16 protein-coding genes and 2 tRNA genes are annotated in these 20,988 nt (G+C 75.4%); 13 read left to right on the plus strand and 5 right to left on the minus strand.

The features are described from left to right. Nucleotides 1-39: 39 nt before the first annotated feature. The 5 genes from CHC04_RS03535 to ilvC all read left to right on the plus strand — a co-directional run bounded on the left by CHC04_RS03535 (nucleotide 40) and on the right by ilvC (nucleotide 9,155). Nucleotides 40-2,748 (plus strand): putative bifunctional diguanylate cyclase/phosphodiesterase, encoded by a 2,709-nt coding sequence (locus tag CHC04_RS03535; protein WP_141233679.1) that lies wholly within the window; start codon nucleotides 40-42, stop codon nucleotides 2,746-2,748. Then, the gene (locus CHC04_RS03540; RefSeq protein WP_089402462.1) at nucleotides 2,741-5,425 is read left to right on the plus strand and encodes a putative bifunctional diguanylate cyclase/phosphodiesterase; all 2,685 of its coding nucleotides are present in this window, start codon (nucleotides 2,741-2,743) and stop codon (nucleotides 5,423-5,425) included. Before CHC04_RS03535 ends, CHC04_RS03540 begins: the two co-directional genes overlap by 8 nt. 230 nt (nucleotides 5,426-5,655) lie before the next feature. After that, entirely contained in the window at nucleotides 5,656-7,524 is a 1,869-nt protein-coding gene (locus CHC04_RS03545; protein ID WP_176449806.1) for an acetolactate synthase large subunit, read from the plus strand. Nucleotides 7,525-7,535: 11 nt separating this feature from the next. Next, complete coding sequence (gene ilvN / locus CHC04_RS03550; RefSeq protein ID WP_089402463.1) at nucleotides 7,536-8,063, plus strand: acetolactate synthase small subunit; 528 nt, start codon at nucleotides 7,536-7,538, stop codon at nucleotides 8,061-8,063. A gap of 63 nt (nucleotides 8,064-8,126) precedes the next feature. Then, nucleotides 8,127-9,155 carry a ketol-acid reductoisomerase gene (ilvC, locus tag CHC04_RS03555; protein WP_089402464.1) on the plus strand — a complete coding sequence of 343 codons (1,029 nt, stop codon included), beginning with the start codon at nucleotides 8,127-8,129 and terminating at the stop codon, nucleotides 9,153-9,155. A gap of 70 nt (nucleotides 9,156-9,225) precedes the next feature. Here ilvC and CHC04_RS23380 read toward each other — a convergent pair whose 3' ends face one another. From CHC04_RS23380 to CHC04_RS03570, 3 genes are all read right to left on the minus strand, one after another. Continuing rightward, nucleotides 9,226-9,876, minus strand: coding sequence for a hypothetical protein (locus tag CHC04_RS23380; RefSeq protein WP_141233680.1), 651 nt, complete (start codon nucleotides 9,874-9,876; stop codon nucleotides 9,226-9,228). A 119-nt stretch (nucleotides 9,877-9,995) separates the two neighbouring features. Further along, the gene (locus tag CHC04_RS03565) at nucleotides 9,996-10,358 is read right to left on the minus strand and encodes a hypothetical protein (protein WP_141233681.1); all 363 of its coding nucleotides are present in this window, start codon (nucleotides 10,356-10,358) and stop codon (nucleotides 9,996-9,998) included. 56 nt (nucleotides 10,359-10,414) lie between these two features. Then, nucleotides 10,415-11,380, minus strand: coding sequence for a purine-cytosine permease family protein (locus CHC04_RS03570; RefSeq protein ID WP_089402466.1), 966 nt, complete (start codon nucleotides 11,378-11,380; stop codon nucleotides 10,415-10,417). A 186-nt stretch (nucleotides 11,381-11,566) separates the two neighbouring features. Between CHC04_RS03570 and serA the strand changes: the two genes are divergently transcribed. The 3 genes from serA to cimA all read left to right on the plus strand — a co-directional run bounded on the left by serA (nucleotide 11,567) and on the right by cimA (nucleotide 16,034). Then, nucleotides 11,567-13,165, plus strand: a complete 1,599-nt coding sequence (serA, locus tag CHC04_RS03575) for a phosphoglycerate dehydrogenase (protein ID WP_089402467.1) — start codon at nucleotides 11,567-11,569, stop codon at nucleotides 13,163-13,165. Between the two features lie 15 nt (nucleotides 13,166-13,180). Continuing rightward, entirely contained in the window at nucleotides 13,181-14,203 is a 1,023-nt protein-coding gene (locus tag CHC04_RS03580; RefSeq protein WP_089402468.1) for a 3-isopropylmalate dehydrogenase, read from the plus strand. Between the two features lie 229 nt (nucleotides 14,204-14,432). Then, a complete protein-coding gene (gene cimA / locus CHC04_RS03585; protein WP_089402469.1) occupies nucleotides 14,433-16,034 on the plus strand; it encodes a citramalate synthase in 1,602 nt (533 codons plus the stop codon). A gap of 285 nt (nucleotides 16,035-16,319) precedes the next feature. On the opposite strand, the gene CHC04_RS03590 is transcribed toward cimA, so the two are convergent. Together CHC04_RS03590 and CHC04_RS03595 are read right to left on the minus strand one after the other, a co-directional pair. Continuing rightward, a complete protein-coding gene (locus CHC04_RS03590; protein ID WP_089402470.1) occupies nucleotides 16,320-16,649 on the minus strand; it encodes a putative quinol monooxygenase in 330 nt (109 codons plus the stop codon). Between the two features lie 118 nt (nucleotides 16,650-16,767). Further along, the gene (locus CHC04_RS03595) at nucleotides 16,768-17,148 is read right to left on the minus strand and encodes a VOC family protein (RefSeq protein ID WP_089402668.1); all 381 of its coding nucleotides are present in this window, start codon (nucleotides 17,146-17,148) and stop codon (nucleotides 16,768-16,770) included. Between the two features lie 55 nt (nucleotides 17,149-17,203). Between CHC04_RS03595 and CHC04_RS03600 the strand changes: the two genes are divergently transcribed. From CHC04_RS03600 to CHC04_RS03620, 5 genes are all read left to right on the plus strand, one after another. Next, nucleotides 17,204-18,016 (plus strand): fumarylacetoacetate hydrolase family protein, encoded by an 813-nt coding sequence (locus tag CHC04_RS03600; RefSeq protein ID WP_089402471.1) that lies wholly within the window; start codon nucleotides 17,204-17,206, stop codon nucleotides 18,014-18,016. Next, a complete protein-coding gene (gene gltX / locus CHC04_RS03605; protein WP_089402472.1) occupies nucleotides 18,013-19,482 on the plus strand; it encodes a glutamate--tRNA ligase in 1,470 nt (489 codons plus the stop codon). Before CHC04_RS03600 ends, gltX begins: the two co-directional genes overlap by 4 nt. Further along, nucleotides 19,479-20,714: a CPBP family intramembrane glutamic endopeptidase gene (locus CHC04_RS03610; RefSeq protein ID WP_089402473.1), complete on the plus strand. Its 1,236-nt coding sequence runs from the start codon at nucleotides 19,479-19,481 to the stop codon at nucleotides 20,712-20,714. Before gltX ends, CHC04_RS03610 begins: the two co-directional genes overlap by 4 nt. A 62-nt stretch (nucleotides 20,715-20,776) precedes the next feature. After that, a tRNA-Gln gene (locus tag CHC04_RS03615) sits at nucleotides 20,777-20,848 on the plus strand. A 51-nt stretch (nucleotides 20,849-20,899) separates the two neighbouring features. Beyond that, nucleotides 20,900-20,972, plus strand: a tRNA-Glu gene (locus tag CHC04_RS03620). Nucleotides 20,973-20,988 lie beyond the last annotated feature (16 nt).

The raw sequence follows: 20,988 nt of genomic DNA on the forward strand, positions 1-20,988 counted from the left end.
CGGGTGTCCCCGGTCGGCCGGGGTGCCGATCCCCGGGGTGTGGACCGACGGACGAGGTGGCTGTTCGCGGCGGCCGTGCCGGCCGTCGCGGTGTGCGTCGCCGCCGCCGTCGACCCGGCCCTGCACCTGTCCGGGGACGTCGTCGCCGGCCTCGCCGGGGTGGCGACGGCGGCCGCGCTGTGGGCCGCCAGCCGCTCGGGCGAGGCCGCCGACCGCCCGTGGCGGCTGCTCGCCCTCGCGCCGCTGTTCCCCGTCCTCGCGCTGCTGGTCTCGTGGACGGCGCAGCCGGACACGGTGCTGCACCAGGTCGTGCTGCGCTGGCTGCCGACCGTCCCCGGCTACGTCGTCACCGTCGCCGCGCTGCTCGGCATGGCCGGTCGCGCGGGCCTGCGCCGCACCGGCCCGCGCACGGTGCTCGAGCTGGCCCTGTTCGGCGCGGCGGCGCTGGTGGTCATGCAGGTGCTGATGGTCGGCCCCGGCAACAGCTGGACTGCCCTCTCGCTCGGCGCGCAGCTCGTCCTCGGTGCCGCCGTCGTGGCCACCGGCGCGGTCATGGCCGCCGCGCTCACCGTCCTCGGGGCCGTCGAGGCGCACCGCCAGCGCATGGCCGCCGTGCTGCTCGGCGCGCTGGTCCTGCTCGCCAGCGCCCGCGGTGCGGGCACCTCGGCCGCGCTCCTCGGCGCGCCCGACGTCGTCGCGGCCACCCGCGTCGCCGTCGTCGTCGGCCTGGCGCTGCTGGTCCTGGCCCGCTCGCTCGACCCCGGCCCGGCCGCCGACCCCGACGCGGCCCGCGTCCCCGTCAGCGGCCCCGCCGTCCAGCTGCGGTCGGTGCTGCCCCAGCTCGCCCTGGTCGTCGTGGTCGCCATCGTCGTCGGGTCGCTGGCCCTCGGCACCGGGCCCACCTGGGTCACCCTCGCCGGCGCGCTGCTGTGCGTGGCGCTGTCCGCGGCGCACCGCTGGGTCACCGCCCGCGAGGACCACCAGCGCAGCGCCCGTCTCCGCCACGACGAGGCCTACTTCCGCAACCTGCTGCACTCCACCCGCGAGGCGGTGCTCGTCCTCGACCGCCGGCTGCGGGTGGACTGGGCGTCCCCGGCGCTGACCGCGCTGCTGGGCGTCGCGCCGGGCGACCTGACCGGACGTGACCTGCTCGGCGGCGCCCCCGGCCGGCCCGGGACGATGGACCCCGAGGACGCCGCCCGGCTGCGCCGTGCCCTCGACGGTGCCCCCGACGGGCTGGTCGTGCTGCGGGTGCGCGACGCCGCCGGGAGCACCCGCCACCTCGAGGCCAGCGTCTCCGACCTGCGCGCCGACGACGCCGTCGCCGCGGTCGTGCTGCACTGCCGCGACGTCACCGAGCGCGAGGCCCGCGAGCGCGCGCTGGAGGAGGTCGCCTACACCGACGGGCTCACCGGGCTGCCCAACCGGGCCGGCTGGGAGGCCGCCCTCACCGCCGCCCTGACCGCCGACCCGACCGCCGACCCGACCGGCTCGGCCGTGCTGCTGGTCGACGTCCGCGGCCTCGACGCCGTGCGGGAGGACGCCGGCCGCGACACGGTGTCCGCCGTCCTGGTCGAGCTCGGCCGGCGGCTGCGCGCCACCGTCCGCGGCGACGAGGTGGTCGCCCGCATCGCCGGCGGCACGTTCGGCGTCCTCGCCGCCGGCCCGCCCGGCACCGCCACCCTGCTCGCCGACCGCTGCCTGGCCGTCGTCGAGCAGCCGGTGGCCACGCCCGCGGGCGTCTTCGACCTCACCGGCGACGTCGGCGTCGTCCCCGCCGGGCCCGGCCTCGACGTCGCCGAGCTCACCGCCCGCGCCGAGCTGGCCGTGGCCACCGCCCGCACCTCCGGCTCGGCGCGCGCCACCGTGTGGACCCCGGCGCTCGGGGCGGCCGCCGTCCGCCGCGACCGGCTGCGGGAGGACGTCGCCGGCGCCGCCGCGCGCGGTGAGATGTGGGTGGCCTTCCAGCCGATCGTGTCGATGGAGGAGCAGCGGGTCACCGGCGTCGAGGCGCTGCTGCGCTGGCGGCACCCCGAGCTCGGCGACGTCCCGCCGCGCGAGTTCGTCCCGGTCGCCGAGCGCGCCGGCGTCATCGCCGACCTGCAGCGCTGGGCACTGCGGGAGGCCTGCACGGTCACCGCCGCGCTGCCGCTGGTGGAGGGACTGCCGCTGCGGCTGGGCGTCAACATCTCCGCCGTCCACGTCGCCGCCCGCACGCTGGTCGAGGACGTCGCCGCCGCGCTGTCGGCCTCCGGCCTGGAGCCCGAGCGGCTGGTCCTGGAGATCACCGAGGCGACCGTGCTCGCCGACGACGGCCCCGCGGCCGGCGACATCCAGGCGCTGCGGCTCATGGGCGTGCACGTGGCGCTCGACGACTTCGGCACCGGCTCCTCCTCGCTGGTGACCCTCGTGCGGCTGCCCATCGACGTGCTCAAGCTCGACCGCGCCTTCGTCTCCCGCGTCGACCGCGACCGGCAGAGCCGCGCGCTGTGCGAGTCGGTGGTGACCATCGGCCGCACGCTCGGCCTCGACGTCGTCGCCGAGGGCGTGGAGACCCCCGCGCAGCTGGGCGTGCTGCGCGGCTTGGGGATCGGCTTCGCGCAGGGCTTCCTGCTGTCCCGTCCGCTGCCGCCGGCCGAGCTGGTGCAGGTGCTGCGCGAGGGCGCGGGCGCCCTGTGGCCCGGCCTGGTCGGGCTGTCGGCCGACGGTGACGAGACGCGGGTGGTCCCGGTGGTGCGCGGTGCCTGACCCGCGCCCGCGCGCCGTCCCCGCCACGCTGGGCCTGCTCGTCGTGCTCGCCGCCGGTGCGACCGCCGTCTCGCTGACCGGTGCCCCCGGGGCCGCCGGGCTGGTGCACGGCGCGCTCGCGCTCGCCGCGGGCGCCGCCGCCGCCGTCCTCGCCGGGTCGGCCGGCCGCCGGCCGGGGCGGTCGGGCCGCCCGTGGCGGGTGCTGGCCGGCGCCGCCGGCCTGCTGGCCCTCGGCCAGCTGCTCACCGTCGCCTCCCCGTCGGGCGGTCCGGCCACGGGCGGCGCCGGGGACCTCCCCACGCTGCTCGCCGGCCCGGTCGCCGTCGCCGCCGCGGTCTGCCTGCTGCCGCCGCGCGCGCAGCGCCGGCTCGGCAGCCGGGTGCTGCTCGACGGCGTCGTCGTCACCGCCTCCGTGGTGCTGCTCGGCGGCGTCCTGCTCGCCGACGTCGTCCGCGCCGCCGGCACGCCGGGGACGGTCGCCGGCGGCCACCCCCTGGTCGGGGCGCTGCTGTGCGGCGTCGGCCTGGTCACCGTCACCGCGGTGTCCGAGCAGCGGCGCCGCGCCGCCGGCTGGCTGCTCACCGCCTTCGGGGCCATGGCCGCCGGCGCGCTCGGCAACGCCGCCCTCCGCTCCGTCCCCGACGCCGGGCAGGCCCGGCTGTGGGGCGTGCTGACCGTGCTCGCCTGGCTGGGCGCGCTCGGCGCCGCCCTGTGCGCCGCGGCCGCCGACCCCACCGGCGCCGGCGCGGTCGCCCCGGACGGCGGGCGGCGCCGCGCACTGCCGCTGCGCGGCGGGGTGCTGGCGCACGTCGCGGCCACCGCCGCGCTGGTCAGCCTCAGCGCCGGCGTGGTCGCCGGCCGGCCGCTGACCGTCGCCGAGGCCGGCGGTGCCGCCGTCCTGCTGCTGCTCACCTCCGCCCGCACGCTGTGCTGGGCCCTCGACGCCGCCCGCCTCACCCGCCGGCTGGAGCGGACCGAGGGCTGGTTCCGGGCGCTGGTGCACAGCGGCGACGCCGTCACCGTGGTCCTGGACGGCACCGGCACCATCACCTCGGCGACCGGGCCGGTGCAGGCCCAGCTCGGCCGCGCCGAGGCCGACCTGCGCGGCCGGGCGCTGGCCGACCTGCTGCACCCCGAGGACCACGACCTGCTCGCCCGGGTCGCCGCGGCGCTGCGCGACGGCACCCCCGACGGCCTGCCCGACACCGGCCGGCTGCGCACCGAGGACGGCACCTGGCGCGACGTGGAGGTGTCCGGCGCCGCCCGCACCGGCGACCGGCGCGCCGGCGACGGCCTGGTGCTGCACCTGCGCGACGTGACCGAGCGCCGCGCCACCCACCGCGAGCTCGAGCGGATGGCCTACACCGACTCGCTCACCGGCCTGCCCAACCGGGCCCGGTTCATGGCCGCGCTCGAGGCCGCCCTCGACCGCGCGGGCCGGGGCCGCAGCGCCTGCGTGCTGCTGGTCGACCTCGACGGCTTCAAGGCCGTCAACGACGTCGCCGGCCACGACGCGGGCGACCGGCTGCTGTGCGAGGTGGCCGACGCGCTGCGTGCCGAGGCCCGCGCCGGCGACCTGGTCGCCCGCCTCGGCGGTGACGAGTTCGCCCTCGTCGTCGACGCCGGGCCCGAGGACGCGCTGGTCCTCGCCGAGCGGCTGGTCGCCCGGCTGGACCACACCCGCCGCCACGGCGAGGCCGGCCCGCTGCTGCACGTCTCGGCCAGCGTCGGCGTCACCGAGGTGCTGCCCGGCGCCGACGTCTCGGCGACCGTCCGCGAGGCCGACCTGGCGCTGCGCACCGTCAAGGCGCAGGGCAGGAACGGCGTGCGGGCGTCGGGGGAGGCCCTCGTCGAGGAGGTCGCCCGGCGCAGTCGGCTGGCCCGCGACCTGCCCGGCGCCCTCACCGGCGGCCAGCTGCGGCTGGTCTACCAGCCGGTCGCCGGCACCGCGCAGCAGCGCGTCCTCGGCGTCGAGGCGCTGGTCCGCTGGGACCACCCGGAGCTCGGCCCGGTGTCCCCGGAGGAGTTCATCGGCCTGGCCGAGGAGGACGGGCTGATCGTGCCGCTGCAGCGCTGGGTGCTGCAGACGGCGACCGCCGAGCACGCCCGGCTGCTGGCCGGCGGCCGCGACCTCAAGCTCGGCGTCAACATCTCGGTGCGCCACCTGCAGGCCCGCTGCCTGGTCGAGGACGTCACGCGCGCCCTGCAGCGCTCCGGCCTGCCGGCGCACCTGCTGATGATCGAGGTGACCGAGAGCGTCCTCATGGACGACGACGAGCGGCTGCTGGCCGAGCTCGCCGAGCTCTCGGCCCTGGGCTGCATCGTCTCCCTCGACGACTTCGGCAAGGGCTACTCGTCGCTGGCCTACCTCGCCCGGCTGCCCGTGCAGGTGCTGAAGATGGACCGCGGCTTCGTCTCCGGCATCGACACCGACCCCCGCGGGGCGGCGCTGGTGGGCAGCGTCGTCGACCTCGGCCGCACCCTCGGCATGGACGTCGTCGCCGAGGGGGTCGAGACCCCGGAGCAGCTGGCGGTGCTCACCGGGCTGGGCTGCGCCTTCCTGCAGGGCTGGCTGATCGGCCGCCCCGTGCCGGCCGCCGAGCTGCCCGCGCTCGTCGACGGGTTCGACCCCGCGCCGCTCGCCGGGGCCGTCCCGGTCCCCGTCACCGTCCCATGAACCGAGCGGTCCCGTCCCGCTCTGTGGGACGGCCTGGTTGACGTCGCGGCGGCGGAGGCGCACAGTGTCGTCGTGCCCTCCGCCTGCCAGCTCCTCGTAGTCGCCTAGCGCGCCGGTCGCCCGACCGACGCGCTGTCCCCCTCTGTGCCCGCGGCACGAGGGGTTTTTTGTTGCCCGAGCTGGCACCCGAACCGCACGCCCCCGCACGTCCGGCCCAGGAGACGCCCCGCATGACCACCACCCCGAGCGAGTCCGCAAGCCGAGAGGCCGCCGCCGCCCTCACCGGTGTCGAGACGACGGCCCGCTCGATCGCCGAGTCCGCCGCCCGGCCCGCGTCGGGCATCACCGGTGCGCAGAGCCTGGTCCGCTCACTGGAGGCCGTGAGGGTCGAGGTGGTCTTCGGCATCCCGGGCGGGGCGATCCTGCCGGCCTACGACCCGCTGTTCGACTCGCACGTCCACCACGTCCTGGTGCGGCACGAGCAGGGCGCCGGCCACGCGGCCACCGGGTACGCGCAGGCCACCGGCCGGGTCGGCGTCTGCATGGCCACCTCCGGCCCGGGCGCGACCAACCTGGTGACCCCGCTGGCCGACGCCTACATGGACTCGGTCCCGATCGTGGCCATCACCGGCCAGGTGCCCAGCGCCGCGATCGGCACCGACGCCTTCCAGGAGGCCGACATCCGCGGCATCACGATGCCGATCACCAAGCACAACTTCCTGGTGACCGACGCCGCGGAGATCCCGCAGCGGATCGCCGAGGCCTTCCACCTGGCCGCCACCGGCCGCCCCGGCCCGGTCCTGGTCGACATCCCCAAGGACGTCCTGCAGGCCACCACCGACTTCGCCTGGCCGCCGCGGCTGGACCTGCCCGGCTACAAGCCGACCACCCGCCCGCACGGCAAGCAGGTGCGCGAGGCCGCGGCGCTGATCGCCGGCGCCCGCCGCCCGGTCCTCTACGTCGGCGGCGGGGTGCTCAAGGCCGGCGCCACCGCCGAGCTCGCCGAGCTCGCCGCGCTCACCGGCGCCCCCGTCGTCACCACCCTCATGGCCCGCGGCGCGTTCCCCGACAGCTCGCCGCAGCACCTGGGCATGCCCGGCATGCACGGCACCGTCGCCGCGGTCACCGCGCTGCAGAAGGCCGACGTCCTCGTCGCCCTCGGCGCCCGCTTCGACGACCGGGTGACCGGGAAGCTGTCCACCTTCGCGCCCGGCGCGCTGGTCGTGCACGCCGACATCGACCCCGCCGAGATCGGCAAGAACCGCAGGGCCGACGTCCCGATCGTCGGGGACGCCAAGGAGACGATCGCCGAGCTGGTCGGCGCCCTGCGCGCCGAGCACGAGGCCGGCCGCCGGCCCGACCTCGCCGCCTGGTGGGCGCAGCTCGACGACTGGCGCACCCGCTACCCGCTGGGCTACGACTGGCCCGAGGACGGCTCGCTGTCGCCGCAGTACGTCATCGAGCGGCTCGGCGCGATCGCCGGGCCCGACGCGGTCTACACCTCCGGCGTCGGCCAGCACCAGATGTGGGCCGCGCAGTTCATCCGCTACGAGAAGCCGGGCACCTGGCTCAACAGCGGCGGCGCCGGGACCATGGGCTACGCCGTCCCCGCGGCCATGGGCGCCAAGTACGGCCGGCCGGAGGCCACCGTCTGGGCCATCGACGGCGACGGCTGCTTCCAGATGACCAACCAGGAGCTGGCCACCTGCGCCATCGAGGGCATCCCGATCAAGGTCGCCGTCATCAACAACGGCAACCTCGGCATGGTCCGGCAGTGGCAGACCCTCTTCTACGAGGGCCGCTACTCGAACACGCGGCTGCACGCGCGCAACGCCGACGGCACCCCGAAGCCGGTGCGCATCCCCGACTTCGTGGCCCTCGCCGAGGCGCTGGGCTGCGTCGGGCTGCGCTGCGAGACCAAGGACGACGTCGACGCCGTCATCGAGAAGGCCATGGCCATCGACGACGCCCCCGTGGTCATCGACTTCGTCGTCGGTGCCGACGCCCAGGTGTGGCCGATGGTCGCCGCGGGTGCCAGCAACGACGACATCCTCGCCGCGCGCGGCCTGCGCCCGGTCTTCGGCGACAACCAGGTCTAGGGGACCCACGCATGAGCCGCCACACCCTGTCGGTCCTGGTCGAGAACAAGGCCGGTGTCCTCGCCCGCGTCTCGGCGCTGTTCAGCCGGCGCGCGTTCAACATCGAGTCCCTCGCCGTCGGGCCGACCGAGAACCCCGACCTGTCGCGGATGACGATCGTCGTCGACGCCGAGTCCGCGCCGCTGGAGCAGGTGACCAAGCAGCTGAACAAGCTCGTCGAGGTCATCAAGATCGTCGAGCTGGACGGCGGCGCGGCGGTGCAGCGCGAGCTGCTGCTGGTCAAGGTGCGCGCGCCGCTGGCCGAGCGCACCACGGTGCTGCAGACCGCCGAGCTGTTCCGCGCCCGCGTCGTCGACGTCAACACCGACACGGTGACCCTCGAGGCCACCGGCACGCCGGACAAGCTGCAGGCCCTGCTCGCCGTCCTCGCCCCGCTGGGGATCAAGGAGATGGCGCAGTCGGGCACCGTCGCCCTGGGCCGTGGGCCGCGCTCGATGAGCGGCGCCGGTACCTTGCGCCCGGTCGACCGCAGCGCCTGAACCCCGACCGTCCGAACCGGCCTTTATCGCGATAAAGGCACCACACCAGAGGAGCACCACCGCATGGCCGCCGAGATCTTCTACGACGACGACGCCGACCTGTCGATCATCCAGGGGCGCACCGTCGCCGTCATCGGCTACGGCAGCCAGGGGCACGCGCACGCGCTGTCGCTGCGCGACTCCGGGGTCGACGTCCGCGTCGGCCTGCCCGAGGGCTCGACGAGCCGGGCCAAGGCCGAGGCCGAGGGCCTGCGGGTGGTGACCCCCGCCGAGGCCGCCGCCGAGGCCGACCTGGTCATGGTGCTCGCGCCCGATCACGTGCAACGGACGCTCTACACCGAGTCCATCGAGCCCAACCTGCAGGACGGCGACGCGCTGTTCTTCGGCCACGGCTTCAACATCCGGTTCGGCTACGTCAAGCCCCCGGCCGGCGTCGACGTCGCCATGGTCGCTCCCAAGGGCCCCGGGCACCTGGTCCGCCGCGAGTTCGAGAACGGCAAGGGCGTGCCCTGCCTGGTCGCCGTCGAGCAGGACGCCAGCGGGGAGGCGCTGCAGCTGGCGCTGTCCTACGCCAAGGCCATCGGCGGCGCCCGCGCCGGCGTCATCCGGACGACGTTCGCCGAGGAGACCGAGACCGACCTGTTCGGCGAGCAGGCGGTGCTCTGCGGCGGCATGTCGCACCTGGTGACCGCCGGGTTCGAGACGCTGACCGAGGCCGGCTACCAGCCCGAGATCGCCTACTTCGAGTGCCTGCACGAGCTGAAGCTGATCGTCGACCTCATGTACGAGGGCGGCATCGCCAAGCAGCGCTGGTCGGTGTCCGACACCGCCGAGTACGGCGACTACACCTCCGGCCCGCGGGTCATCGACGCGCGCGTCAAGGAGACGATGAAGGACGTCCTGGCCCGCATCAAGGACGGCTCCTGGGCCGCGGAGTTCATCGCCGACCAGGACGCCGGTGCCCCCGACTTCAAGCGCCGCCGCGCCGAGGCCGAGGCGCACCCCATCGAGGAGACCGGCCGGCAGCTGCGCGGCCTGATGAGCTGGGTGTCGGCCTCCGACGACTACACCGGCACCGCCGCCCGCTCGTAGCGTCCGGCGACGCGAACGGCCCCCGCTGCCACGGGCAGCGGGGGCCGTTCGCGTGTCCGGGCCCGGGGGCTCAGTAGGACAGGCCCCGCGAGGCGAAGTACTGCTTCGACTGCGGCTGCTGCAGCAGGAAGATGATCAGCCCCGGCAGCAGGAAGCCGAGCAGCGCGGAGAACTCGAACCCGCCGCCGACGGCCAGCGAGACGACCAGGGTCAGCAGCTGGATGCCGACCGAGGCGTAGCTGCCCAGCAGCAGCAGCCGGGGACCCTTGCCGGTGAGCACCTGGATGCCGCCCACGAGCACCACCACCGCGGTGGCGATCGCCAGGAGGGTGACCAGCCCGAGGAGCGGGCTCAGCGCGAACAGCAGGCCGATGCCCAGCAGCGCCAGGAGTCCGAAGAGCGACCCCAGGCCGCCGATGACGACACCGATGACCGCCGCGGCCGTGACCTGACCGGGACGCTGCCCGGCCGGGCCGCCGCCGTGGGGGGACGGGCCGCCGAAGCCGCCGTAGGGCGCCGCCTGGCCGTACGGCTGCTGACCCTGGGCCGGCTGGCCGTACGCCTGCTGGCCGTATGCCTGCTGGCCGTACGCCTGCTGGCCGTAGGGCTGCTGACCCTGGACGGGCTGGCCGTAGGGCTGCTGCCCGTACGGCTGGCCGGGTGCCCCGGCTCCGGGCTGACCCCCCGGCGGCGTGTTCTCGTCGAAGCTCGGGCTGGTCATGTGCCTGCGGATCTCCTCTGGACGGGACGGGCGCCGGGTCGGCGGTCGGCGGAGTGTAGGGCGGGGGACACGATCCGTGGGGAGCGCGCGGCGCGGCCGGTCCCTCCTCCGGGGGACGGTCAGCGGCGCTCGCGCACGGCGGCGAACCAGGACCGCGACGCCGGCCGGTTGGGCAGCACCGCGACGGCGACCCCCACGGCGAGCAGGACGACGGGCCACAGCCCCACGCTGCCGGTGACCAGCGCCGTGACCAGTCCCAGGCCCGTGAGCAGCGCGAACGCCGCACCGCCGGCCGTCAGCAGCCGGCTGCCCCGGCCCAGCAGCGTCTGCACGGCGCCGACGGCGGCGAGCCCCGAGATGCCGAGGAAGACGGCGCCGACGACGGCGTACCCGAGGCTGATCGACACCGCGGAGAAGAGCAGCAGCGCGTACACCAGCGTGTAGGCGGCCAGCAGCAGCCCCAGCACCCCCGCGGCGACCACCGATCCCGGGCGCGGGACCGGCCCGCCGGGGCCGGGGACCGGACCGCCGCCCACCGTCAGCGCCCGCGGCGGGCGCGGTGCGCGGCGAAGAAGGCGGCGGCCGGCTTCATGGACAGCAGGACGACGATCGCCAGCGCGCCCAGGAAGAACAGCAGGCTGGTGATGATCCCGCCGGCCCCCGCGGTCTGGGAGTCGGCGAGGTTCCCGACCAGCCCCAGGAGCGTGACCGCCAGGGCGATCGCGCCGCCCACGAGCAGCAGCACGCGGCTGCGCCCGGTGAGCGCCCACACCGAGCCCCAGATCATCAGGATCGTCCAGACGAGGGCCAGCAGGCCGAAGACCAGGAGCACGCCGCCGAGCGCGCCGGCGACGGCCTCGAAGCCGGGGATCTCGTTCTCGACGTCGCTGCCCGCGCTGCTGGTCACCGCTCCGGCGAACAGCAGCAGCAGGCTGAACAGCACGCCGATGGCGCCGAAGACGAAGCCGAGGACCACGGCCGTCACCACGCTGCCGGGCTTCGCCGGGACACCGCCCTGCCCGTACTGCTGGGCGTACCCGGGCTGGCCGTACTGCTGGCCGTACTGCTCGGTGCCGTAGCCCTGCTGCCCGTACTGCTGGGCGTACCCGGGCTGGCCGTACTGCTGGCCGTACTGCTCGGTGCCGTAGCCGGCCTGCCCGTACTGCTGGCCGTACTGCTGGGTGCCGTACTCCTGCTGCGGGGGCTGGGGCTGCCGGGTGTAGGGCTGGGTGTACTGCCCGGGCTGGCCGTACTGCCCCGGCTGCTGCCCGTGGGGCTGTCCCGGGGTCTGGCCGGACGACTGCCCCTGCGGGTCGTACTGCGACGCGCCGGCCGGCTGGTCCTGCCCGCCGTACGGCTGGTCCTGTCCGCCGTACGGCTGGTCCTGTCCGCCGTACGGCTGGTCCTGTCCGCCGTACGGCGAGGCGCCACCCTGCCCGGCGTCGCGTCCGTGGTCGCGCCCGGGGTCCCGGCCCTGGCCCTGGTCCTTGCTGAAGTCGGTCATGGTCCCCTCCGGAGGCGTCGGCCCGTGCCGGCGCTGCTGGCCGCCAGGATGCTGTGACGCCCCGGACGACGGCAAACACCCACTACCCCGTCGGCGGGGTGTCGTGGCCCCTGGGACGGGAAGTTCCCCGCCCGTGACCGGCCCGTGACCGGCCCGGATCGGCGTCGCTCCCTACGCTGTGGCCCCGTGACCCAGCGCCCCGTCGTCCTGATCGCCGAGGAGCTCGCGCCCAGCGTCCTGCAGGTCCTCGGCGACGACGTCGAGATCCGCCACGTCGACGGTGCCGACCGGTCCGCGCTGCTGCCCGCCCTCGCCGACGCGGCGGCGGTGCTGATCCGCAGCGCCACGCGGATCGACGCCGAGGCGCTGGCCGCCGCGCCGGGCCTGAAGGTGGTCGCCCGCGCCGGCATCGGCCTGGACAACGTCGACGTCGCCGCGGCCACCGAGCGCGGCGTCATGGTGGTCAACGCCCCGACGTCGAACACCGTCAGCGCCGCCGAGCACGCCGTCGCGCTGCTGCTGGCCGCCGCCCGCCAGATCCCGGCCGCCGACGCGTCGCTGCGCCGGGGCGCCTGGGAGCGGTCGCGGTTCACCGGCGTCGAGGTCGCCGACAAGGTCGTCGGCGTCGTGGGCCTGGGCCGGATCGGCCAGCTCGTCGCCCAGCGGCTGGCCGCCTTCGGCACCACGCTGATCGCCTACGACCCCTACATCCAGCCCGGCCGGGCGGCCGGGCTGGGCGTGCGGATGGTGTCGCTGGAGGAGCTGCTCCGGGAGGCGGACTTCATCACCATCCACCTGCCGAGGACACCGGAGACCCTCGGCCTCATCGGCGCCGCGGAGCTGGCCACCACCAAGCGCGGCGTCATCGTCGTCAACGCCGCCCGCGGCGGGCTGGTCGACGAGGCGGCGCTGGCCGACGCGCTGCGCTCGGGACAGGTCGCTGCCGCCGGCATCGACGTCTACGCGCAGGAGCCGACCACGGACAGCCCGCTGTTCGGGCTGCCGACCACCGTCGTCACCCCGCACCTGGGCGCCTCGACGACGGAGGCGCAGGACAAGGCCGGCACCGCCGTGGCCCACTCGGTGCGCCTGGCGCTGCAGGGCGAGTTCGTCCCCGACGCGGTCAACGTGCAGGCCGGCGGCGTCGTCGCCGAGGACGTCCGGCCCGGGCTGCCGCTGGCCGAGAAGCTGGGCACCGTGTTCACCGCCGTCGCCGGCGGGCTGGCGCAGTCGGTCACCGTCGACGTCCGCGGCAAGCTGGCCGAGTTCGACGCCTCGGTGCTGCAGCTCGCCGTCCTCCGGGGCGTGTTCGCCGACGTCGTCGAGGAGCAGGTCACCTACGTCAACGCCCCGCTGCTGGCCGCGCAGCGCGGCCTGGAGGTGTCGCTGACCAGCGACGTCGAGAGCCCCGACTACCGCAACCTGGTGCGGGTGCACGGCGTGATGGCCGACGGCCGGGAGATCGCCGTCGCCGGCACCCTGTTCGGCAAGAACCAGGTGCCCAAGCTGGTCGAGGTGGACGGGTTCGACATGGACCTCGACCTGTCCGGGCACCTGCTGTTCTTCCTCTACCAGGACCGGCCGGGGGTGGTGGGCACCGTGGGCGCGGCGCTCGGCGAGGCCGGGATCAACATCGCCGGCGCGCAGGTCAGCCGGACCACCCGCGGCGGCGAGGCCCTCATGGCCGTCGTCGTCGACAGCCCGGTCGGCGCGGAGCTGCTCGGCGACATCGCCGGCCGCATCGGCGCGCGCGAGGCCCGCTCGGCCGACCTCGACCCGCGCTGACCTAGGGTCCTCGCCATGCGCCTGGCTGTGATCGCGGGAGACGGCATCGGCCCCGAGGTGGTCGCCGAGGGCCTCAAGGTCCTCGGTGCGGTCACGCCCGACCTGGAGACGACGGCCTACGACCTCGGCGCCGCCCGCTGGCAGCGCACCGGGGAGCTGCTGCCCGACACCGTGCTCGACGAGCTGCGCGGGCACGACGCGATCCTGCTCGGCGCCATCGGCGACCCGGGCGTGCCGCCGGGCATCCTCGAGCGGGGGCTGCTGCTGCGGCTGCGCTTCGAGCTCGACCACCACGTCAACCTGCGCCCGGCCCGGCTCTTCGACGGCGTCCGCAGCCCGCTCGCCGAGCCCGGCGAGATCGACATGCTGTGCGTGCGCGAGGGCACCGAGGGCCCGTACGTGGGCAACGGCGGCGTGCTGCGCCGCGACACCCCGCACGAGGTGGCCACCGAGGTCAGCCTCAACACCGCCTTCGGCGTCGAGCGGGTCGTGCGCTACGCGTTCGAGCGGGCCACCGCCCGGCCCCGCCGCCACCTCACCCTGATCCACAAGACCAACGTGCTCACCCACGCCGGGTCGCTGTGGTCGCGGACGGTGGAGGAGCTGTCCGCGGAGTTCCCCGAGGTCACCGTCGCCTACCAGCACGTCGACGCGGCGTCGATGTTCTTCATCACCGACCCCGGCCGCTACGACGTCATCGTCACCGACAACCTCTTCGGCGACATCGTCACCGACGTCGCCGCGGCGGTCACCGGCGGCATCGGCCTGGCGGCCAGCGGCAACCTCGACGTCTCCGGCACCAACCCGGCCATGTTCGAGCCGGTGCACGGCTCGGCGCCCGACATCGCCGGGCAGGGCGTCGCCGACCCGACCGCGACCGTGCTGTCGATCGGGCTGCTGCTCGAGCACCTCGGCCACGCCGACCTCGCGCGCCGGGTCGACGCCGCCGTCGCCTTCGACCTGTCCACCCGCGACCCGCGCGGCCCGGTCCGCACCACCGAGGTCGGCGACCGGCTGGCCGCCCTCGCCGGTCGCTGACGAAGGGCCCTCCTGCTCCCCACCGCTCGCAGGCTCGCGGCGGGTCCCTGCAGGAGGCCGCTCCGGCACCTCACCGACGGGCTAGACTCCGCGCCGATGCACCTGCTCGGCAGCACCCTCATCATCTGCTAGCGCGCGGTCACCGCCCCGACCGCGCGCAGACCTCCCGTTCCCGGGGGGTCTTTCTCGTGTGAGGGGCCTGATCGCCGTCGAACCCCCGGGAGCACCCGTGGCCACCGACCGCCCCGCCACCCCCGACCTCCACGTCTTCGACACCACGCTGCGCGACGGCGCCCAGCGCGAGGGGATCAGCTTCTCCGTCGCCGACAAGCTCGCCGTCGCCCGGCTGCTCGACGAGATCGGCGTCGGCTACATCGAGGGCGGCTGGCCGGGGGCGCTGCCCAAGGACACCGAGTTCTTCGCCCGCGCCCGCACCGAGCTCAAGCTGCGGCACGCGGTGCTCGTCGCCTTCGGCGCCACCCGCAAGGCCGGCGTCCGGGTGGAGGACGACCCCCAGGTGCGCGCCCTGCTCGACGCCGAGACGCCGGTGGTCTGCCTGGTGGCCAAGTCCGACGTGCGGCACGTGCGCGACGCGCTGCGGACGACGCTCGAGGAGAACCTGGCGATGGTCTCCGACACCGTCGCCTTCCTCGTCGCGCACGGCCGCCGGGTGTTCGTCGACTGCGAGCACTTCTTCGACGGGTACGCCGCCGACCCCGACCACGGCGTCGCGGTGCTGCAGGCGGCGTTCGACGCCGGCGCGGAGGTCGGCGTCCTGTGCGACACCAACGGCGGGATGCTGCCGATGGGGGTGGGCCGGGTGGTGGCCGAGGTCCGCTCCCGCGTCGACGGGCGGCTGGGGATCCACTGCCAGGACGACACCGGCTGCGCCGTGGCCAACTCGCTGGCCGCCGTCGAGGCCGGCGTGACGCACGTGCAGGGCACCGCCAACGGCTACGGGGAGCGGGCGGGCAACGCCGACACGTTCGCGCTGGTGGCCAACCTGGTGACCAAGATGGGCCTGCCGGTGGTCCCCCCGGAGTGCCTCGCCGAGCTGCAGCGGGTCAGCCACGCGATCGCCGAGCTGGCCAACATCGCCCCCGACGACCACCAGCCCTACGTCGGCGCCTCGGCGTTCGCGCACAAGGCCGGCCTGCACGCCAGCGCGATCAAGGTCAGCCCGGAGCTCTACAACCACCTCGACCCGGCCGTCGTCGGCAACGACATGCGCATCCTGGTCACCGAGATGGCCGGCCGGGCCTCCGTCGAGCTCAAGGGCCGCGAGCTCGGCGTCGACCTGGCCGGGCACGGCGACGCCGTCGGCCGCGTCGTCGACCGGGTCAAGGTCCTCGAGGCCGACGGCTGGTCGTTCGAGGCCGCCGACGCCTCCTTCGAGCTGCTGCTGCGCTCCCAGCTGCCCGGGGCCCCGGCGCCGCTGTTCACGCTGGAGAGCTACCGGACGACCGTCGAGCACTGGGGCAACGGCGTCGTCGTCAGCGAGGCGACGGTGAAGGTGCACCTGCCCGGCGCCGACGGCACCAGCGAGCGGGTGATCAGCACCGCCGAGGGCAACGGCCCGGTCAACGCGCTGGACAACGCGCTGCGTCAGGCGCTGGTGAGCCGCCACCCGGAGCTGGCCGACGTCTCGCTGGCCGACTACAAGGTCCGCATCCTCGGCTGGAAGGGCGGCACGAGCGCGACGACGCGGGTCCTGGTCGACACCACCGACGGCGTGGGGGAGTGGACCACCGTGGGCGTCCACGCCAACATCGTCGAGGCCTCCTGGCACGCCCTCGTCGACGCCCTCACCTACGCCGTCCACTGCCGCTGACGACGGCGGGCGCGCAGGTGCAGCTCGCTGGTGCGATCGAGCAGCTCCGCCCGGGTGGCCCAGCCGGCGGGCCCGGCATCCGCCGCGGCTCGCTGCTCGCGACGGTCGGCTGGCAGACGCTGCGTACGGCTACCGACGCCTGACGAGTGCGCCCGGGGCCTGCCGGCGCGACGTCCTCGCGACGTACCAGGCCCGCCGTCGGCTGCTGGGCGGGCACAGCGTGCGCTGGGGTGCAGCGGAGGGCGCTCCACCTGCACCCCGGCGCACGCTGTCGCCGCGCACTCGTCAGCCCCGGGGCTTGACCTCACCCATCGGGCCGAAGCCGCTGACCTCCGGCGCGTCCACGTAGATGATCTGCGGCTGCTCGGCGACCAGGTCCGACATCCAGTCGAACGCCGCCTTCGCGTGCGGCGTGGCCACGTGCGAGGCGCCGGCGTCGGAGTCCCGGAAGCCCTCGATGCAGACGAACGTGTTCGGGTCGAGCACGCTGCGCGACCACTCGAAGAAGAGGCTGCCCTCCTCGGCGTTCACCGCCGCGGCGTACTCGTCGGCCTTCGCCCGGAACTCGTCGATCCGGTCGGGGCGGACGGGGAACTTGATGACGATCAGGATCACGGCATCTCCTGTGGTCGGTCCGAGTGGGGCCCGGAGGGCTCCGCGCAGGAGCGGCCGAGGGGGCTCCGCCCGGCCGGGGACGGCTCCTGGCCGCGGTGTCGTCCGGAGGACGACAGTGTCACAGCGGGTCGAGCCGGCGGCGCAGCAGGCAGAAGGGGTTGCCCTCGGGGTCGGCGAGCACGTGCCAGCTCTCCTCCCCGCTCTGCCCCACGTCGGCGCGGGTGGCGCCGAGGTCGAGAAGCCGCTGCAGCTCGGCGTCCTGGTCGCGGTCGGTGGCGTTCACGTCGAGGTGCAGCCGCGGCTTCGCCGGCTCCCAGTGGTCGACGGGGGTGAAGACCAGCGTGGGCGCGGCACCGCCGAACCCCGCCTCCGGGCCGATCTCGACCGCGCCGTCCTCGTCGCGGCCGAGCACCCGGTAGCCGAGCACCTCCGCCCACCAGGCGGCCAGCGCCTCGGGGTCGCGGCTGTCGACGACGATCTCGCTGAGACGGCAGGCCACGACGGTCACCGTAGGCCGGACGGCGGCGCCCCGCGGGGTCAGTAGCCTCGACCGCGTGCGCATCGTCCGCTTCGCCTCGCCCTCGGGCCTGTCCTTCGGCGTCCTCGACGGCGACGGCCAGGTCGCCCAGGTCGAGGGCCACCCCTTCGCCACCCTGTCCTTCACCGGCCGGCGCTTCGCGCAGGCGGACGTGCGGCTGCTCTCGCCGATCCTGCCGAGCAAGGTGGTCTGCGTCGGCAAGAACTACGCCGAGCACGTCAAGGAGATGGACACCGGGGACGCCCCGGAGCGGCCGCTGCTGTTCCTCAAGCCCTCGACGTCGGTGATCGGCCCGGGCGACGCCATCCGCATCCCCGCCGGCAGCACCAACGTCCACCACGAGGTCGAGCTCGCCGTCGTCATCGGCGGCTCCGGCGCCCGCAACCTCACCCCCGAGCAGGTCCCGGCCGCCGTCTTCGGGTACACGATCGGCAACGACGTCACCGAGCGGGACATGCAGAAGGCCGACGGGCAGTGGACCCGCGCCAAGGGCTTCGACTCCTTCTGCCCGCTGGGGCCCTGGATCGAGACCGACCTGCGCGGCCTGGGCAAGGACCCCGCCGACCTGGAGATCACCTGCACCGTCGACGGCGAGCCGCGGCAGGCCGGCCGCACCAGCCAGCTGCTCTTCGACGTCCCCACCCTGGTCTCCCACATCTCCCAGGTCATGACGCTGCTGCCCGGCGACGTCGTCCTCACCGGCACCCCCGCCGGGGTCGGCCCGATCCGGCCCGGCCAGCGCGTCGAGTGCTCCGTCGAGGGCCTGGGCTCGCTGGTCAACGGCGTCAGCGGCGCCGACACCGTCTCCACCGCCGGCGGTGCCCGGTGACCGTCACCCGCTTCTGCCCCTCACCGACCGGCCTGGTGCACGTCGGCGCCATGCGCACGGCGCTGTTCAACTGGGCGCACGCCCGGCACACCGGCGGCACCTTCGTCTTCCGCATCGAGGACACCGACGCCGCCCGCGACTCCGAGGAGTCCTACCGGCACCTGCTCGACTGCATGCGCTGGCTGGGGCTGGACTGGGACGAGGGCCCCGAGGTCGGCGGCCCGCACGGCCCCTACCGGCAGTCCGAGCGGCACGAGGTGTACCGCGAGGTCGCCGCGAAGCTGGTGGCGGCCGGGCACGTCTACGAGTCCTTCTCCACCAACGAGGAGGTCGAGGCGCGGCGGCGGGCGGCCGGTCAGGATCCCAAGCTCGGCTACGACAACGCCGACCGCTCCCTCACCGACGCGCAGAAGGCGGCCTTCCGCGCCGAGGGCCGCGAGCCGGTGTTGCGGCTGCGGATGCCCGACACCGACCTGGTCTGGGCCGACCTCATCCGCGGGGAGGTGCGCTTCGCCGCCGGGTCGGTGCCCGACTTCGTGCTGCTGCGCGGCAACGGCGTGCCGCTCTACCCGTTCACCAACCCGGTCGACGACGCCCTGATGGGCGTCACCGACGTGCTGCGCGGCGAGGACCTGCTGCCCTCGACGCCCCGCCAGCTGGCCCTGTACCAGGCGCTCACCGACGTCGGCGTGGCCCAGGGCACCCCGCGCTTCGGGCACCTGCCGCTGGTGTTCGGCGAGGGCAACAAGAAGCTGTCCAAGCGCGACCCGCAGTCGAACTTCGACGTCTACCGCGAGCGGGGCTTCCTCCCCGAGGGCCTGGTCAACTACCTGGCGCTGCTCGGCTGGGCGATCGCCGACGACCGCGACGTGTTCTCCCCGGCCGAGATGGTCGAGGCCTTCGACGTGACCCGGGTCAGCGCCAACCCCGCCCGCTTCGACCTGAAGAAGGCCGAGGCGATCAACGCCACGCACGTGCGCGCGCTGCCGGTCGACGACTACGTCGCCCGGGTGGTGCCCTTCCTCGCCCGCGCCGGGCTGGTCGCCGACCCGCCCACGCCCGGGCAGGACCGGGTGCTGCGCGCGATCGCGCCGATGGCGCAGGAGCGCACGGTGGTGCTCTCCGACGCCGTCGGCCTGCTCGGGTTCCTGTTCACGGAGGACGTCGAGGTCGACCCCGCGGCCGCGGCCAAGAACCTCCGGCCCGAGGACGGCGAGGTGCTCGACGCCGCCGCGGCCGCGCTGCGCGACCTGGAGGAGTGGACGACGCCGCGCATCGAGCAGGCGCTCAAGGAGGCGCTGGTCGAGGGCCTGGGCCGCAAGCCGCGCCAGGCGTTCGGCCCGGTGCGGGTGGCGCTCAGCGGCCGCACGGTCTCCCCGCCGCTCTACGAGTCCATCGAGCTGCTCGGTCGCGACCGCACGGTCCGCCGCCTCGAGAACGCCCGCGAGACCCACACCCGCGGATGAGCACGCCGTCCGGCGGGCCGCCCGGGGGGCCGTGGCCCGGCGACCCGGCCGACGAGCCCTACGCCGGCCCGCCGCCCACCGGTCCCTACGGGGCGCCGGCGCGGGTGCCCGGGACGCTCGGCGCGGGAGTGCCGCCCTGGGCCGGCGCGGGTCCCGGTGCGCCCGCCGGCCCGGTGCCGTGGCCGCTGGGGCCGGTGCCCCTGCCGCCGGGCCACGCCTGGCCGGCACCGCCCCCGCCCGGCCCGCACGGGTCCGCGCCGCTCCCGCCCGGGGTCGTGCTGGCGCCGCCGCCGGGCACCCCGCCGCACGACGTGCCGGTGCCCTACCTGCTGGTCATGCGCGCGCGGGACTGGGCGTGGTGGCGGCCGCTGCTGGGCCTGCTGCTGTTCACCGTCGCCTACGCCGTCGCGGCGTTCGTCGTCGTGCTCGCCGTCCTGCTCACCGGCGTCGAGCCCGACCTGCAGCTGCTGGACCTGGTCGACCCGGGCGTGCTGCTGCTCACCAACCTCTCGCTGATCGTCGCGATCCCCATCGTCTGGCTGCTGTGGGTGGTCGCCCACGGGATGCGGCCGGGCTGGTCCTCGTCGGTGCTGGCGCGGCTGCGCTGGCGGCTGTTCGCGCCGCTGACCCTGCTGGCGCTGGCCACCCTCGGCGTCGGCATCGCCGTGTCGGTGGGGCTGGGCTTCGCCTTCGGCGAGACCGGCGCCACCGGACCGGTCGACGACCTCGCCTGGCTGCTGCTGGTCGTGGTGCTCACCACGCCGCTGCAGTCGGCCGCCGAGGAGTACGTGTTCCGCGGCTACCTCAGCCAGGCGATCGCCGGGTGGCTGGGCAACCCGCGCACCGGGGCGGTCACCGCCGCGGTCGTGACCGCCGCGCTGTTCTCGCTGGCGCACGCGCCCGGCGACGTCGTCACCTTCCTCGACCGGTTCGTCTTCGGCCTCGCCGCGTCGGCCGTGGTCTGGCTCACCGGCGGGCTGGAGGCCGCGATCGTCCTGCACGCGGTCAACAACGTCGTCGTCTTCGCCCTCGCCGGGACGCTGGGCGAGGGCGTGGCCACCGACGAGGTCGAGCCCGGGGTCGGGCTGGTGTCCCTGCTGCTCACGGTCCTGGCGATGGCGGCCTACGTGACGGCGGTCGGGCGCTCGCGCCGGCGGCTGCGGTACGAGGTGCTCACCGGCGCGCGGGACCTGCGCGTCCCGGCCCCCGACCCGCGGACCCGGGGGTGGTGACACGGGCGTCCGGGACGTCGGGTATCGTTCTCCCCGGCGCCGCGAGGTGCCGGCCAAGACCTTGGGGTATGGGGTAATTGGCAGCCCGACGGATTCTGGCTCCGTTAGTCTAGGTTCGAGTCCTGGTACCCCAGCGAGGAAGCACCACCTCCTCAGAGCACCACCGCACCACCGCACCACCGCACGGCCCCGTCGTCTAGCGGCCCAGGACGCCGCCCTCTCACGGCGGTAGCGAGGGTTCGAATCCCTTCGGGGCTACAGCGCAGCGAGAGCC

It is taken from the genome of Geodermatophilus saharensis (assembly GCF_900188205.1).
GTDB lineage: Bacteria > Actinomycetota > Actinomycetes > Mycobacteriales > Geodermatophilaceae > Geodermatophilus > Geodermatophilus saharensis.